The organism is Mycobacteroides chelonae CCUG 47445, from assembly GCF_001632805.1.
GTDB classification, from domain to species: Bacteria; Actinomycetota; Actinomycetes; order Mycobacteriales; family Mycobacteriaceae; genus Mycobacterium; species Mycobacterium chelonae.
Window position 1 is genome coordinate 2,333,940 of the sequence record NZ_CP007220.1, and the last position, 15,541, is coordinate 2,349,480.

Here is a 15,541-nt window from a genome sequence, read left to right on the forward strand (position 1 = left end):
CTATGATCGGCATCCGTGGCCGATCACTCGCAGGACCCTTCAGTGGAACCATCGGAGAGAGCTCTGACGAGCGCCGTTGATGCTGCTCGCGCGGCCTTTGACGGCGCCGGTGACCTGGATGCCCTCGCGCAGGCAAAGGTCGACCACCTGGGGGAGAAGTCGCCGCTGGCGCTCGCACGGCAGGCTCTGGGTGCGCTGCCGAAGGATCAACGGGCTGAGGCCGGAAAGCTTGTCAACGCCGTACGTACTCAGGCGCAACAGGCGTACGACATCCGGTTGGAGGCACTGCGCGCCGAACGTGATGCCGCCGTACTGGTCGCGGAGCGTGTCGATGTGACCCTGCCGTCGACGCGCCAGACGATCGGAGCGCGCCACCCGATCACCATCCTGTCCGAACACATTGCGGACACCTTCGTCGCGATGGGGTGGGAGGTGGCGGACGGCCCCGAGGTGGAGACCGAACACTTCAACTTCGATGCCCTCAACTTCTTGCCGGACCACCCGGCTCGCAGCACACAGGACACCTTCTACATCGCCCCCGAGGACTCGCGACAGGTGCTGCGCACGCACACCTCACCGGTGCAGGTCCGTACCCTGTTGGCGCGCGAGCTGCCCGTCTACGTGATCTCGCTGGGCCGCGCCTTCCGCACCGATGAAATCGATGCGACGCACCTACCCGCCTTCCATCAGGTAGAGGGGCTCGCCGTGGATCGCGGACTGACCCTGGCCAACCTCAAGGGCACGCTCGACGCATTCGCGCGGGCCATGTTCGGGGCACAGGCGCACACCCGGATGCGGCCGCACTTCTTCCCGTTTACCGAACCCTCTGCCGAGGTGGACGTCTGGTTCGAGAACAAGAAGGGCGGGGCCGGCTGGGTTGAATGGGGCGGCTGCGGCATGGTGAATCCGAATGTGTTGCGGGCCAGTGGTATTGATCCCGAAGAATACAGCGGCTTCGCGTTTGGTATGGGGCTGGAACGAACCTTGCAGTTCCGCAACGGGTTGCCCGACATGCGCGACATGATCGAAGGCGACGTACGCTTCAGCCTCCCGTTCGGGGTGAGTGCCTGATGCGCATCCCCTACAGCTGGCTTATCGAGGTCCTGCGTGCCGGTGCCCCGGAGTTCTCCGCCACCCCGGCGAGTATCGAGGAAACGCTGATCCGCATCGGTCACGAGGTGGAAGAGGTAATCGTCCCCGGTCCGGTTGTCGGACCGCTGGTGATCGGACGCGTCGCCCAGATCACCGAACTCACCGACTTCAAAAAGCCGATCCGGTTTTGCCTGGTGGACGTAGGCGAGGCCGAGCCTCGTGAGATTGTCTGTGGTGCATCGAATTTCGCCGTCAACGACCTCGTGGTGGTGGCACTTCCGGGTGTCACGCTTCCCGGCGACTTCACCATCGCGACACGAAAGACCTACGGGCACACCTCCGACGGGATGATCTGCTCGACGACCGAGCTGGGTCTCGGCTCGGACTCGTCGGGCATTCTGGTGCTGCCGCCAGGAACCGCCGATCCCGGTGCCGACGCCGGGGAAGTGGTCGGGCTTGACGATGTCATCTTCGATCTGTCGATCACCCCGGATCGCGGATACTGCCTGTCCGTTCGCGGGCTGGCCCGCGACCTGGCCTGTGCCTACGACCTGGATTTCGTCGATCCAGCCGAGGTGCCGCCGCTCCCGGCCGACAAGCCTTCGCTGCCGGTACACATCGACGCCGGTACCGGGGTCAAGCGCTTCGGGTTGCGCCCGGTGATCGGCATCGATCCGGCGGCGGTGTCGCCGTGGTGGCTGCAGCGACGACTGATGCTCTGTGGAATCCGGGCCATATCGCCTGCGGTGGACGCCACCAATTACGTGATGCTTGAGATCGGACATCCCATGCACGCGCACGACAATGCGCGGATCAGCGGGGATTTCCGGGTGCGATTCGCGACACCCGGCGAGACGGTTATCACCCTCGACGACGTGCAACGCAAGCTTGAACCCGGCGACGTTCTGATCGCGGACGATGCCGGTGTCACCGCCATCGGCGGTGTCATGGGTGCCGGAAGCACCGAGATGCGCGAAGACTCCACTGACGTGCTCCTCGAAGCCGCGGTATGGGATCCGGCCGCGGTACTGCGTACCCAGCGTCGGCTACACCTGCACAGCGAGGCCGGGCGTCGCTACGAGCGTTCCGTGGATCCCGCGATATCCGTTGCCGCACTGGATCGTTGTGCATCTCTACTGCGTGATATCGCCGGCGGCAGCACGCCCGCCGAACTCACCGACTGGTCGGCCGACGGCCAGGCCCGTCCAGAGATTGTCATCGCCACCGACCTGCCCGCGCGCATTGCCGGGATCGACTACGGCGACGGGGTGGTGGAACACCGCCTTCGGCAGATCGGTGCCGAGGTGGCGGTGGAGGGCGACACCCTGCGGGTCACACCGCCGAGCTGGCGTCCGGACATCACCGAGGGTGCGGACCTGGTGGAGGAGGTGCTGCGACTCGAAGGATTGGAAGATATCCCGTCGATTCTGCCCGCGGCACCGCAAGGCGGTGGCCTTACCGCGCCGCAACGCCGTCGCCGTGCGGTGGGGAAGTCCTTGGCGCTGAGCGGATACACCGAAATCCTGCCGATGCCCTTCCTGCCTGCCGGTGTGTTCGACGCGTGGGGCCTGGATCAGGACGATCCGCGCCGTCGCACCACAAAGGTTCTCAACCCGCTGGAATCCGACCGCCCCGAACTGGCCAGCACGCTCTTACCCGGGGTGCTTGAGGCGTTGTCGCGCAATATTTCTCGCGGAACCGTCGACGTCGCTTTGTTCACCATCGGTCAGGTTGTCCGGCCCACCGAGACGACCCGGGCGATCCCCCTGCTCGACGTGACGGATCGTCCCTCCGAGGCCGAGCTCACTGCATTGTTTGATTCTCTGCCCGCGCAGCCAGTCCATGTCGCACTTGTGCTGACCGGGGCGCGCGAGCCGAATGGGCCGTGGGGGCGTGGGCGAGCCGCCGATATCACCGACGTGCTGGAAGCCGCCCGGATCATCGGGCGGGCCGCCTACGTGGACCTGTCGCTGCGGGCCGGCAGTGAACTGCCGTGGCATCCGGGGCGGTGCGCGGAGATTGTGGCCGATGGCCAGGTTGTCGGGCATGCGGGCGAACTGCACCCGTCGGTCATCGAACGGCTCGGGCTGCCCAAACGCACGTGTGCCCTGGAGCTGAGCCTCGACGCACTTCCCGTCACCAATCCGCTTCCCGCGCCGAGGATCTCGCCGTTCCCGCCAGTGCTTCAAGACGTTTCGCTGGTGGTCGCCGAAACGGTGCCCGCCGATGCGGTCACCGAGGCGCTGCGCGCCGGGGCGGGTGAGTTGATCGAAGAGGTGCGCCTCGTGGAGGTTTACACCGGGCCGCAGGTTGGCGAAGGCAACAAATCGCTGAACTTCCGGCTGCGTTTCCGGGCGACCGATCGCACCCTGACAGAAGACGAGGCCACCGCCGCACGGATAACGGCGGTGGCCTCTGCGGCCGAGTGCGTTGGGGCAACCCAACGCACCTAGCAGGTCTTACTGTCCTCGGCGCTGGTCAGCCTGCTCGCGGTGCTGCTCCTGGCGCTGACGATCGGCACGATCCGACATGGAAGGCTCCCTTCTCGTATTCGTTCTCGCTCGTTATCAACTGCCGGCGCTATTCGCCAGCTACCTCCACCGTAACCGTGGGAACGGGGCATCACACCGTTTAGCTCAAGTTGAGGTTGATCGCGTGTCCACAAAGACCGATCGAATATATTTGCGCTTGACTGCATAATGATACAGAATTGCGGCTATGACTACTGGGTTCTCGGTCGCGGTCGCCGGTGCCAGCGGATATGCCGGCGGTGAGATTCTGCGCCTGCTGCTCGCACATCCGGCATACGCCGCGGGCCGCTTGCGCATCGGGGTGCTGACGGCTGGTTCGAACGCCGGCAGCAGCCTCATCGAGCATCACCCGAATCTGACGCCGTTGGCTGACCACAAACTGCAGCCCACCGATCCCAAGCTGTTGCGGGGGCATGACGTGGTGTTCCTGGCGCTGCCGCACGGCTCTTCGGCCAAGATCGCAGACGAGCTGGGGCCGCAGACCCTCATCATCGACTGTGGCGCCGATTTTCGGCTGACCGATGCCGCCGCTTGGCAGCGTTACTACGGCTCGAAACATGCCGGGAGCTGGCCGTATGGCTTACCAGAGCTTTCCGGTGCACGTGCGGCCCTGCACGGCACCAAGCGCGTGGCGGTACCGGGCTGCTATCCGACGGCAGCACTGTTGGCGTTATCTCCTGCGGTCACCGCAGGACTGGTGGAGCCGACGGTCACCGTGGTAGCGGTGAGTGGCACCACAGGCGCCGGACGCGCCCCCAAGGCCGACCTGCTGGCCTCCGAGGTCATGGGGTCGGCTCGCGCCTACAACATTGCCGGCGCGCATCGGCACACGCCGGAGATCGCTCAGGGACTGAATCATCCGTCGGGCAAGCCGGTCACCGTCTCCTTCACGCCCGTACTCATCCCCATGCCCCGCGGCATCCTCGCTACGTGTACGGCGCCAACCAGCGCGACCCTGACCGAGATCCGGGACGCATATCAGGAGGCATACCGCGATGAGCCGTTCATCCACGTGCTTCCCGAGGGACAGTTACCGACCACCAAGGCGGTATCCGGGGGCAACGCCGCGCATATCGGCCTGGGCGTCGACCCCGATGCGGGCGTGCTGGTGGCGATCGCGGCCATCGACAACCTGGTGAAGGGCACGGCAGGAGCCGCGATTCAATCCATGAACCTCGCACTCGGCTGGCCCGAGGGCGACGGCCTATCCATCGTGGGGGTAGCACCATGACCGAGAACAACTCGCCGTTAGTGCGGACGCAGGGCGTCACCGCGCCCGCCGGTTTCAAGGCGGCCGGAATCGCCGCCGGAATCAAGGTCTCAGGCAAGCCGGATCTTGCCCTGGTCTTCAACGAGGGGCCCGATTACGCCGCGGCGGGGGTGTTCACCCGCAACAAGGTCAAGGCCGCGCCCGTGCTCTGGTCGCAGCAGGTCCTCACCACGGGCCGGCTGCGTGCCGTCATCCTTAACTCCGGTGGGGCGAATGCATGCACCGGACCGGTCGGATTCCAGGACAGTCACGCCACCGCGGAGGAGGTCGCGAAGACGCTCAGCGACTGGGGCACCGAGACCGGGGCCATCGAGGTGGCCGTCTGCTCCACCGGACTCATCGGCGACCGGTTGCCTATGGACAAGGTGCTGGCCGGGGTGCGGGAAATCGTGCACGAGCTGGCTGGTGGCCTGGGCGGTGGCACCGACGCCGCGCACGCCATCATGACCACCGACACTGTGCCGAAAGAGGTTGCGCTACATCATAAGGGTGGCTGGACGGTGGGCGGCATGGCCAAGGGCGCGGGCATGTTGGCGCCCTCGCTGGCGACGATGCTTGTGGTCATCACGACCGACGCCGCAGTGCCCGCCGCGCAGTTGGATTCCGCGTTGAGGGCGGCTACCGCGCGCACCTTCGACCGGCTCGACGTAGACGGCAGCTGTTCCACCAACGACACCGTGCTGCTGCTGGCCTCCGGGGCAAGCGAGATCACTCCTGAGGCGGAGGAATTCGCTGCGGCGGTAGCCCGGGTCTGCGATGATCTGGCCGCGCAGCTGCAGTCCGATGCCGAGGGGGTCACCAAACGGATCCTGATCACCGTCACCGGAGCGGTCACCGAGGACGACGCGGTGGCCGCCGCCCGGACGGTGGCACGCGACAGCCTTGTCAAGACCGCGCTGTTCGGATCCGACCCCAACTGGGGCCGAGTGCTCGCCGCGGTGGGCATGGCCCCGATAGACCTCGACCCGGATCGCGTCACCGTGTCATTCAACGGAAACCTGGTATGCGCCAACTGCACCGGCGCTCCGGGTGCTCGTCAGATCGATCTGTCCGGGCCGGACGTCGAGGTACTCATCGATCTCGGCGCCGGGGATCAGCGGGCGACCATCCGGACCACCGATCTTTCGCATGCCTATGTCGAAGAGAATTCGGCGTATAGCTCATGAAGGCTCCCAAGAAGGCGCGGGTGCTCGCCGAGGCGCTGCCATGGCTCAAGAAGCTGCATGGCGCCATCGTCGTGATCAAGTACGGCGGCAACGCCATGACCGACGATGCGCTCAAGAACGCGTTCGCCGAGGACATGGTGTTCCTGCGCAACTGCGGCATCCATCCCGTCGTCGTGCACGGCGGCGGCCCGCAGATCACCTCGATGCTGAAAAAGCTTGGTGTGTCAGGAGAGTTCAAGGGTGGCTTCCGCGTCACCACGCCGGAAGTGCTGGACATCGCGCGCATGGTGCTCTTCGGTCAGGTTGGCCGTGAGCTTGTCGGATTGATCAACAGCCACGGGCCTTACGCGGTGGGGATCACGGGCGAGGATGCGCAACTGTTCACGGCCGTGCGCCGTACCGCGACCGTCGACGGCGTCGAGACCGATATCGGGTTGGTCGGTGATGTGGCGCAGGTGAACCCGGAAGCGATCCTTGACCTGATCGATGCCGGACGTATCCCGGTGGTATCTACCCTTGCCCCCGATGCGGACGGTGTGGTGCACAACCTCAACGCCGACACCGCCGCCGGCGCACTCGCCGAAGCCCTTGGTGCCGAGCGTCTCCTGATGCTCACCGATATCGAGGGCCTTTACACCGACTGGCCGGACCGGGGGTCGCTGGTGACCGCTATCGCCGCAGAGGATCTGCGCGCGCTCCTGCCCACGCTGGAATCGGGCATGATTCCGAAGGTCGAGGCATGTCTGCGTGCGGTGGACGGCGGGGTACCCAGCGCCCACATCATCGACGGGCGCGTCGAGCATTGCGTATTGGTCGAGCTATTCACCGACGAGGGTGTCGGGACACTTGTCAGGAGCCAATCATGAGCAACACCAGTGACACCCAGCAGCGCTGGGAACACGTCATGATGAACAACTACGGCACACCGCCGGTCGTCCTCGCCGAGGGAGACGGGGCCGTCGTCACCGATGTGGACGGCAAGCGGTACCTGGATCTGTTGGGCGGCATTGCCGTGAACGTTCTGGGGCACCGCAACCAGGCCGTCATCGATGCCGTCACGCACCAACTCGCGACACTTGGACACACCTCGAATCTGTACGCGACGGGCCCCGGCCTTGAGCTGTCCGAGGCGCTCATCGCACGGCTGGGAGTTCCGGGCAGGGTGTTCCTGTGCAATTCCGGCACCGAAGCCAACGAGGCCGCGTTCAAGCTGACCCGGCTTACCGGGCGCACCAAGGTCGTAGCGGCCGAAGGCGCCTTCCACGGCCGCACCATGGGATCGCTGGCGCTCACCGGCCAGCCGACCAAGCAGGCGCCGTTTGAGCCGTTACCGGCAGGGGTTGTGCATGTACCGTACGGCGATCTCGCCGCCATCGAGTCGGTTGTCGACGGTGACACCGCGGCCGTCTTCCTGGAACCGATCATGGGTGAAGGCGGGGTGGTGGTTCCACCAGAGGGCTACCTGGCCAGGGTGCGTGAGATCACCGCGCGCCACGGCGCGTTGCTGGTGCTCGATGAGGTACAAACCGGAATCGGCCGCACCGGAACATTTTTCGCACACCAGCAGGTGGGAATAACTCCCGATGTGGTCACCCTGGCCAAGGGGCTCGGCGGCGGTCTGCCGATCGGTGCCTGCATCGCGACCGGAGCTGCCGCAGAGCTGCTCACCCCGGGGCTGCACGGCAGCACGTTCGGAGGCAATCCCGTCTGCGCCGCGGCGGCCCTGGCGGTCCTGCGGGTTCTCGACGAGCAGAACCTCGTCGATCACGCTGCGGCGGCTGGGAAGTCGCTGAGCCATGCCATCGAAGGGTTGAACCATCCGTTGGTCGCGCGGGTACGCGGCGCGGGTCTGCTCCTGGGAATCGTCCTGAACGAGCAACGCGCCAAGGCCGCCGAGACGGCAGCACGCGAGGCCGGCTTCCTGCTCAACGCCGCCGCGCCCGATGTGCTGCGGCTGGCCCCGCCGCTGATCCTCAGCGATGAACAGATTGAGGAGTTCGTCGCCGCGCTGCCCGGCATCCTCGACACCGCAGCAGAACAGGAGTTGGCATGAACCCGGCGGGAAGCATCCGACATTTTCTGAGGGACGACGATCTCTCACCTGCCGAGCAGGCCGAAGTCCTCACGCTGGCTGCCGAACTCAAGAAGGCGCCCTTTTCGCGGCGGCCGCTCGAGGGCCCGCATGGGGTCGCGGTCATCTTCGAGAAGAACTCGACCCGGACGCGCTTCTCCTTCGAGATGGGCATAGCGCAGCTGGGTGGGCACGCCGTAGTGGTCGACAGCCGCACCACTCAGTTGGGACGCGAGGAGACTCTCGAAGACACCGGGCAGGTGCTGTCGCGGTACGTGGAAGCCATCGTGTGGCGCACCTACGCGCAGGAACGCCTCACCGCCATGGCAAGCGGCGCCTCCGTCCCCATTGTCAACGCCCTGTCCGACGACTTTCACCCGTGCCAGGTGCTCGCGGACCTGCAGACATTGGCCGAGCGCAAGGGCTCGCTGGCCGGATTGCGACTGACGTATCTGGGTGACGGCGCCAACAACATGGCGCACTCGCTGATGGTCGGTGGTGTCACGGCCGGCATCCACGTGACGATCGCGGCGCCCAATGGGTTTGCACCGCATGGCAAGTACGTCGCCGAAGCCGAGCGGATCGCCGCGCACACCGGTGCGTCCGTCACCGTGACCGCTGACCCACGAACCGCTTCCACGGGCGCCGACGTGCTCGTCACCGATGCGTGGACCTCGATGGGGCAGGAGAACGACGGCCTCGACAGGGTGCGGCCGTTCCGGCCGTTCCAGGTAAACGAGGATCTGCTCGGGCTGGCGGATTCAGAAGCCATTGTCCTGCACTGCCTTCCCGCGCATCGCGGTGAGGAGATCACCGATGAGGTGATCGACGGTCCACGCAGCGCCGTGTGGGATGAAGCCGAGAACCGTCTGCACGCCCAGAAGGCACTGCTGGTGTGGCTGCTGGAGCAGCGGCGATGACAGCCTCACATGCCGCCGACACCCGAGCAGGGCGGCAGGCGCGCATTGTGGCGCTGCTGTCGACTCAGTCTGTGCGCAGCCAGGGAGAACTGGCCGCGCTGTTGGCGGCCGAGGGCATCGAAACCACGCAGGCCACCTTGTCCCGGGATCTCGACGAGCTCGGCGCCGTGAAACTTCGCGCTGCCGATGGCGGAGTGGGCGTCTACGTGGTGCCCGAGGACGGCAGTCCGGTGCGTGGAGTGTCCGGCGGCACCGACCGGCTCTCCCGGTTGCTGGGGGAGCTGCTGGTATCCACCGACGCCAGCGGTAATCTCGCGGTACTGCGCACGCCGCCGGGTGCCGCGCACTATCTCGCCAGCGCGATTGATCGCGCCGCATTGCCCGACGTTGTCGGGACCATCGCGGGGGATGACACCATTGCGGTGATCGCCCGCGAACCCTTGACCGGAGCCCAGCTCGCCGCACAATTCGAACAGCTTGCTTAAGAGAGAGACGACATGACTAGCAGTGACCGCGTAATCCTGGCCTACTCGGGCGGGCTCGACACCTCGGTAGCGATCAGCTGGATCGGCAAGGAAACCGGCCGCGAGGTGGTGGCGGTTGCCATCGACCTCGGCCAGGGCGGCGAGGACATGGAGGTGGTGCGCCAGCGTGCCCTCGACTGTGGCGCCGTCGAGGCGGTTGTCGTCGATGCCCGCGATGAGTTTGCCGACGAGTACTGCTTGCCGACCGTGCAGTCCAACGCGCTGTACATGGATCGTTATCCGCTGGTGTCGGCGATCAGCCGTCCGTTGATCGTCAAGCATCTGGTGGCCGCCGCACGCGAGCATGGCGGCGGGATCGTGGCGCACGGCTGCACCGGCAAGGGCAACGATCAGGTGCGCTTCGAGGTCGGATTTGCCTCGCTGGCACCGGATCTGGAAGTGCTCGCTCCGGTCCGCGACTACGCATGGACCCGCGAGAAGGCCATCGCGTTCGCCGCCGAGAACGAGATCCCGATCAACGTGACGAAGAAGTCGCCGTTCTCCATCGACCAGAACGTATGGGGCCGTGCGGTGGAAACCGGGTTCCTGGAAGACCTTTGGAATGCCCCGACCAAGGACGTGTACGACTACACCGAGGACCCGACCCTCAACTGGGGCGCACCCGACGAGCTGATCATCACCTTCGACAAGGGCGTGCCCACCGCGATCGACGGCAACCCGGTCACCGTGTTGGAAGCCATCGTGGAGCTCAACCGGCGTGCCGGGGCGCAGGGTGTGGGCCGTCTCGACGTCGTCGAGGATCGATTGGTCGGCATCAAGAGCCGTGAAATCTATGAGGCCCCAGGCGCGATGGTCCTCATCACCGCGCATGAGGAGCTCGAGCACGTCACCCTGGAGCGTGAGCTTGGTCGGTACAAGCGGCACACCGACCAGAAATGGGCCGAGCTGGTCTATGACGGTCTGTGGTACTCGCCGCTGAAGCGCTCACTGGAGGCGTTTGTCGCGGACACCCAGCAGCATGTCTCCGGTGACATTCGACTGGTGCTCCATGGTGGAAACATCGCGGTGAACGGTCGCCGCAGCGCCGAGTCTCTGTACGACTTCAACCTGGCCACCTACGACGAGGGTGACAGCTTCGATCAGTCGAGCGCCAAGGGATTCGTGCACATCCACGGCCTGTCGTCGAAGATCTCCGCACAGCGGGACCTGTCGGGCAAGTGAGCACCAACGAGGGATCGCTGTGGGGTGGCCGGTTCGCCGGCGGACCCGCGCCCGCGCTGGCAGCACTGAGCAAGTCCACTCATTTCGATTGGGTGCTGGCGCCGTACGACATTCGGGCGTCGATCGCACACGCGCGGGTGTTGCGCAAGGCGGCCCTGCTGACCGATGCGCAACTGTCGGCCTTGGTGGACGGGCTGCAACAGCTGGACCGGGATGTCGCTTCGGGCCAGTTCGTCCCGGCCGACACCGACGAGGATGTGCACGGCGCCCTCGAACGCGGGCTCATCGAACGGGTCGGAGCCGATATCGGCGGTCGTCTACGTGCCGGGCGCTCTCGAAATGATCAGGTGGCCACGCTGTTCCGGATGTGGCTGCGCGATGCGGCCGGGCGGGTGTCCGACGGCGTCCTCGACGTGGTGCAGGCCCTGGCCGATCAGGCCGGCGCACATCCCGAGGCGATCATGCCGGGCAAGACTCATCTGCAGGCCGCGCAACCGGTGCTGCTCGCACACCATCTGCTCGCGCACGCACAGCCACTGCTGCGCGATGTGGACCGACTCGTCGACTGGGACCGGCGTACGGCCGTCTCGCCCTATGGGGCAGGCGCACTGGCGGGCTCCTCGCTCGGTCTGGACCCGGACGCCATCGCGTTGGATCTGGGATTCGCTGCGGCCATGGATAATTCGATCGACGCGACATCGGCACGCGATTTCGCTGCCGAGGCCGCCTTCGTCTTCGCGATGATCGCCGTCGATCTGTCACGCCTGTCCGAGGACATCATTCTCTGGAGCACAACAGAATTCGGCTATGCCGAACTCGACGATTCCTGGTCTACCGGTAGCTCGATCATGCCGCAGAAGAAGAATCCCGACATCGCCGAGCTGGCCCGCGGCAAATCTGGGCGCCTGATCGGAAATCTCACCGGCCTCCTTGCCACCTTGAAGGCGCAGCCGCTGGCGTACAACCGGGACCTGCAGGAGGACAAGGAACCGCTGTTCGATTCGGTGGCGCAACTGGAACTCCTGTTGCCCGCGGTTGCCGGCCTGGTCGCGACACTGCGGTTCCGCACCGAGCGCATGGCAGCCCTTGCCCCGGCGGGGTTCACCCTCGCCACCGACCTGGCGGAGTGGATGGTGCGCCAGGGCGTACCGTTCCGCATCGCGCATGAGGCGGCAGGGGAGGCGGTTCGTGTCGCCGAGGCCCGCGGTGCCGGCCTGGAGGATCTCACCGATGACGAACTCGCGGCCATCCATCCGGACCTGACGGGACAGGTGCGCGCAGTGCTCACCACCACGGGCTCGGTTGCCTCCCGCAGCGCCCGTGGCGGCACCGCACCGGACCGCGTTGCTGAGCAGCGTGAACTGGTGCTGGCCCGTCTCAACGTGCTGCGCGGTCAGAGCCGCTAATATCCAGCCATGGACGGCGAGCCGGACCCGACATCGTCGGGCCCCGGTCCGGGGGGAGATATACCGGACGACCCGAACGCGGCGTGGCGTCGCCCGGAGAACACCCCGGTAGGCGGTGACTCGTCACCGGTCGCGACCACGGGGCCAATAGTCCTTGCGGAACCGGCGCCGCGCGGAGTGTTCGGCAGGCTGTCGGAGACCGTTGGCAGTTGGTGGAATGATCTCGAATTCATCCAGATGTGGCATGTCGTCGCGATCGTCGCGGTGCTTGCCACCGCGGGGTTCGGCGGGCTCGACAAGGTGGAAAAGGCGCCCGAGACGTTCGACGTAGGCCAGGTATTCGATAACCACGAATTCTCGATCACGGTGCAGCGGGCGTCTCTGGTGAAGAAGCTGGCCGGCAACGGATTCACGCTCAAGGAGAAGCCCGGCCGGTCGTACCTTGGTGTGCTGGTCGATGTGACCAACAACGCGGATGGGCCGGACGGGGTCTCGTCCATGTTTACGCTGCCCGATGTCGCCGACGCGCAGAACACCTACTTGTCGTCATCGCATGATCCGACGGCGTTGCGCATGTCCGACGGAACCATGTTGATCGCGTTGCAACCTGGACTGACGGAAAAGGTGGCCCTGGTCTGGAGTGTCCCGGACAGTGCTGTCGCAGTGGGATCGACCGTGACGCTGGAAGTTCCATACCGTAAGTACGGACAGGGCTACGTCATCTACGGTGCGGCCTGGCGCAGTATCGGCGGCAGTGCGAGAACGGTTGTGCCAGTGGGGAGCCCGAAATGAACATGCAGGGATTTCGGAACCTGCCACCCCTCGCCAGAATCGGTGGGACGGTGGGCATGGTCGTCGCCATCTTGGCGGCCTCGGTGTTCGTATGGCACCGGCTGCCGTATGCCACCGATGTACAGGCACCGTTCGATGTGCATGGCAGTGCGGGCAGTCCCGTGAGCGGCAGGCTTTTCTCGGTGACTGTGAGCAAGGCCGCGGTGGCTCCCGTCGTGAAACACACTGGCGCGCTGCCCAAGAATCGCAACCTCACGGCGTCGGGACAGTGGGTGGTGGTGACGGCGACGGTCACCTCACTGCTCGATGCACCCTCGGCGCGCGTCGCGCTGGAACTCGACGGAAACGTTTACACCCCTGATGATCGGTTGAGTCTCTCAACGCTGGGCGGAGCGATCCTGAACCCGTTGATTCCCCAGACCGGTGTTTATGTGTTCGAAGCGCCGACAGAACTTGTCAACCGGGTCAGCGTCGGACGGTTGTATGTGTCGACAGGCACCAACAAGTGGGACACCGGGCTGATCATCGACGTGCCGCTGGACCCGAGCCACGCCCCTCGTTCCGCGGTGCTGGCGTTGGCCAAGACCAAGGTTGGCACCCCGTGACAGTGATCGATTCCGCGAAACACCGCCGCGATCAGCACGGCGTCCTGCGCGACAAGCTTTGGTTTCGCAACGTCATCGCGTCCGTGGCGGTTGTGGTGTTGTTCGTGATCATCGCCACCATCTCCTTCTGGGGCCCGTGGCGCGAGTACCAGGCGAGCATCCGTCCCGAGTACTTGGTCCCCGCGGGCCAATCTGCGGCCGTGCACGATCAGACGTGGGAACTCGGCGAGATTCGGCGTCTTGGTAAAAGGCAGGGAGCGCTCAACACGGTCCTGCCCAAAGGCACTCAACTCATCATGGTGACGATCAAGCGCTCAGGGCCGCCGCCCGTCGATATGTACTGTGCGGCGCGGATAACCGATGGAACGCACATGTGGAAGGCCGAATTCGATAACGGCGGGGTGCGGATACCGGACGGATCCACGCAATCGTGTGGCAGACCGGGCGACCTGTTGTTCGTCTTTCTCATGCCGGACGATATCGAGCCTCAGGCAGTGGAGATCACCGAGAATATCGGCGGCAAAATCCTTGTTCGGCTTGATCTTCCGTAGTCAGATGCGTGGTCCGGTCAGGTCGATACGTGGATCGGTATCCACCGTATCCGGGTAGTCCACGACCTCACCCTGATTTTGGCCGCTGTCGGAGACCGCGGACTGATGGCCACTTTCGGCGCGTTCCACACAGTGCGCGAAAGCAGAGGCGATGAGACAGATTCGCAGCGAAGCGACGAGGATGCCGGAGAGCGCCGCCAGGACGGGCCCGACCGCATTCCAATATTCCTCGGAATGCGGACCCAGCATCCACGCGAAGCCGCGGACAAGATAGCCGCCGACCTGCATCTGCGGGCGATAGAAGCTGTCCGACATGTCCAGCCAGGCCAGACAGAGATAGATCAGCACATAACCGGACAGCACGATGAACCCACCGTGCAGGACCAGGCGTGCGGAGTCCGCGATGGGACGAAACTTGCCGAACTGCGACAGCGCCAGCTCTGCGGTCTTCTTCCGGGTATCGCCCGAGAACCCAGATAGCCGCTCGTCGACTCGCTGGCGGGATGGCGCGAGACGATCCGCGACCACGTCACCGTGACTTCCTGCCACCTGCCGCAGCACCCCTCGCCAGCTTGCCTGGTTTGAGGTGCCGTAGACGATTCCCGCGATCGCAAGCCAGATCAGGGGCACCGCCGCGCCGCTGAAGGCAATGTGCAGGGCACTGGTCAGCACGTTCCAGATGACTTCCAGCGGCCGGAAATGTGAGAAGAGTTCCGCGCGGCTGGTGTCGGCCCAGACAACGATGCGACGTTCTTTGAACCATGCAGTCGGCTTGAGAAAGAACGTGACGCCCTTACTGGCCGCGAACGACAGGATCAGGAACACCCAGAGCGCGTCCAGATACACCTTGATGAAGACGAACCACGTCGGTGTCCGACTTTCGACCCACCTCAGTTTGAGGGCGTACCGAAGAACGAATGCGCCCACGATGAGATACCACACCAGGTTGGTGACCGGAACATTTGAAAGATCTAACACCGGCTCCGAATGTGTCATGGCCGCACCGACACGTAGATACATCGCCTTGTGTTCATAGGCGATCCAGTCGTCGGCGAACATCTGCCACGCGAGATAGATGGCAAAGAACGGCAGCACGACACTCGAGAAGAGATCGACCTGCCGCAATGATGCCTTGGGCAGGACGGAGAGCGATGGAATGGCCGATCGCAGCACCAGGAACATCGCGATGATCGAACCGAGCCGGGCAAGGCCCGCGAACGGCATGATGAGGTCGACGATCAGATAGTTGTTCCATCCGAACTTCGCGGCCAGTTCAATCGCAATGTTTCGCCCCAGCAGGCCCAGCAGATAGCACGCAGCCAGTTGAGGCAGATACATAACCCAGAGGCGCAGCGGCCGCAGCAACAGATTCCCCACCGCGCCATCGTAGTGGCTCGTATCACGGCGTCGCTTCCGATCCGGTGGCTGGGA

14 protein-coding genes are annotated in these 15,541 nt (G+C 65.0%); 13 read left to right on the forward strand and 1 reads right to left on the reverse strand.

Features of this window, described 5'->3' with window-relative positions; genetic code table 11:
- The first annotated feature begins 15 nt into the window (after positions 1-15).
- From pheS to BB28_RS11495, 13 genes are all read left to right on the forward strand, one after another.
- Positions 16-1,071: a phenylalanine--tRNA ligase subunit alpha gene (gene pheS / locus BB28_RS11435; RefSeq protein WP_109550662.1), complete on the forward strand. Its 1,056-nt coding sequence runs from the start codon at positions 16-18 to the stop codon at positions 1,069-1,071.
- A complete protein-coding gene (gene pheT / locus BB28_RS11440; RefSeq protein WP_046253608.1) occupies positions 1,071-3,545 on the forward strand; it encodes a phenylalanine--tRNA ligase subunit beta in 2,475 nt (824 codons plus the stop codon). Before pheS ends, pheT begins: the two co-directional genes overlap by 1 nt.
- Before the next feature lie 265 nt (positions 3,546-3,810).
- Complete coding sequence (argC, locus tag BB28_RS11445) at positions 3,811-4,854, forward strand: N-acetyl-gamma-glutamyl-phosphate reductase (RefSeq protein ID WP_046253609.1); 1,044 nt, start codon at positions 3,811-3,813, stop codon at positions 4,852-4,854.
- Positions 4,851-6,059 carry a bifunctional glutamate N-acetyltransferase/amino-acid acetyltransferase ArgJ gene (gene argJ / locus BB28_RS11450; protein WP_046253610.1) on the forward strand — a complete coding sequence of 403 codons (1,209 nt, stop codon included), beginning with the start codon at positions 4,851-4,853 and terminating at the stop codon, positions 6,057-6,059. Before argC ends, argJ begins: the two co-directional genes overlap by 4 nt.
- Positions 6,056-6,925, forward strand: coding sequence for an acetylglutamate kinase (gene argB, locus BB28_RS11455; RefSeq protein ID WP_046253611.1), 870 nt, complete (start codon positions 6,056-6,058; stop codon positions 6,923-6,925). The genes argJ and argB overlap by 4 nt, the downstream gene beginning before the upstream one ends.
- Positions 6,922-8,112 (forward strand): acetylornithine transaminase, encoded by a 1,191-nt coding sequence (locus BB28_RS11460; protein WP_046253612.1) that lies wholly within the window; start codon positions 6,922-6,924, stop codon positions 8,110-8,112. The genes argB and BB28_RS11460 overlap by 4 nt, the downstream gene beginning before the upstream one ends.
- On the forward strand, positions 8,109-9,050 hold the full coding sequence (argF, locus tag BB28_RS11465) for an ornithine carbamoyltransferase (protein WP_046253613.1): 942 nt from the start codon (positions 8,109-8,111) through the stop codon (positions 9,048-9,050). The genes BB28_RS11460 and argF overlap by 4 nt, the downstream gene beginning before the upstream one ends.
- Positions 9,047-9,535 carry an arginine repressor gene (locus BB28_RS11470; protein WP_030098041.1) on the forward strand — a complete coding sequence of 163 codons (489 nt, stop codon included), beginning with the start codon at positions 9,047-9,049 and terminating at the stop codon, positions 9,533-9,535. Before argF ends, BB28_RS11470 begins: the two co-directional genes overlap by 4 nt.
- Before the next feature lie 12 nt (positions 9,536-9,547).
- Positions 9,548-10,756 carry an argininosuccinate synthase gene (locus tag BB28_RS11475; RefSeq protein ID WP_030098040.1) on the forward strand — a complete coding sequence of 403 codons (1,209 nt, stop codon included), beginning with the start codon at positions 9,548-9,550 and terminating at the stop codon, positions 10,754-10,756.
- The gene (argH, locus tag BB28_RS11480) at positions 10,753-12,162 is read left to right on the forward strand and encodes an argininosuccinate lyase (protein WP_046253614.1); all 1,410 of its coding nucleotides are present in this window, start codon (positions 10,753-10,755) and stop codon (positions 12,160-12,162) included. Before BB28_RS11475 ends, argH begins: the two co-directional genes overlap by 4 nt.
- Before the next feature lie 9 nt (positions 12,163-12,171).
- A complete protein-coding gene (locus tag BB28_RS11485; protein WP_046253615.1) occupies positions 12,172-12,954 on the forward strand; it encodes a DUF4352 domain-containing protein in 783 nt (260 codons plus the stop codon).
- Between the two features lie 2 nt (positions 12,955-12,956).
- Entirely contained in the window at positions 12,957-13,559 is a 603-nt protein-coding gene (locus tag BB28_RS11490; RefSeq protein WP_162269718.1) for a hypothetical protein, read from the forward strand.
- Positions 13,556-14,110, forward strand: a complete 555-nt coding sequence (locus BB28_RS11495) for a hypothetical protein (protein ID WP_052740214.1) — start codon at positions 13,556-13,558, stop codon at positions 14,108-14,110. The genes BB28_RS11490 and BB28_RS11495 overlap by 4 nt, the downstream gene beginning before the upstream one ends.
- Here BB28_RS11495 and BB28_RS11500 read toward each other — a convergent pair whose 3' ends face one another.
- Complete coding sequence (locus tag BB28_RS11500; RefSeq protein WP_064393458.1) at positions 14,111-15,487, reverse strand: hypothetical protein; 1,377 nt, start codon at positions 15,485-15,487, stop codon at positions 14,111-14,113.
- Positions 15,488-15,541 lie beyond the last annotated feature (54 nt).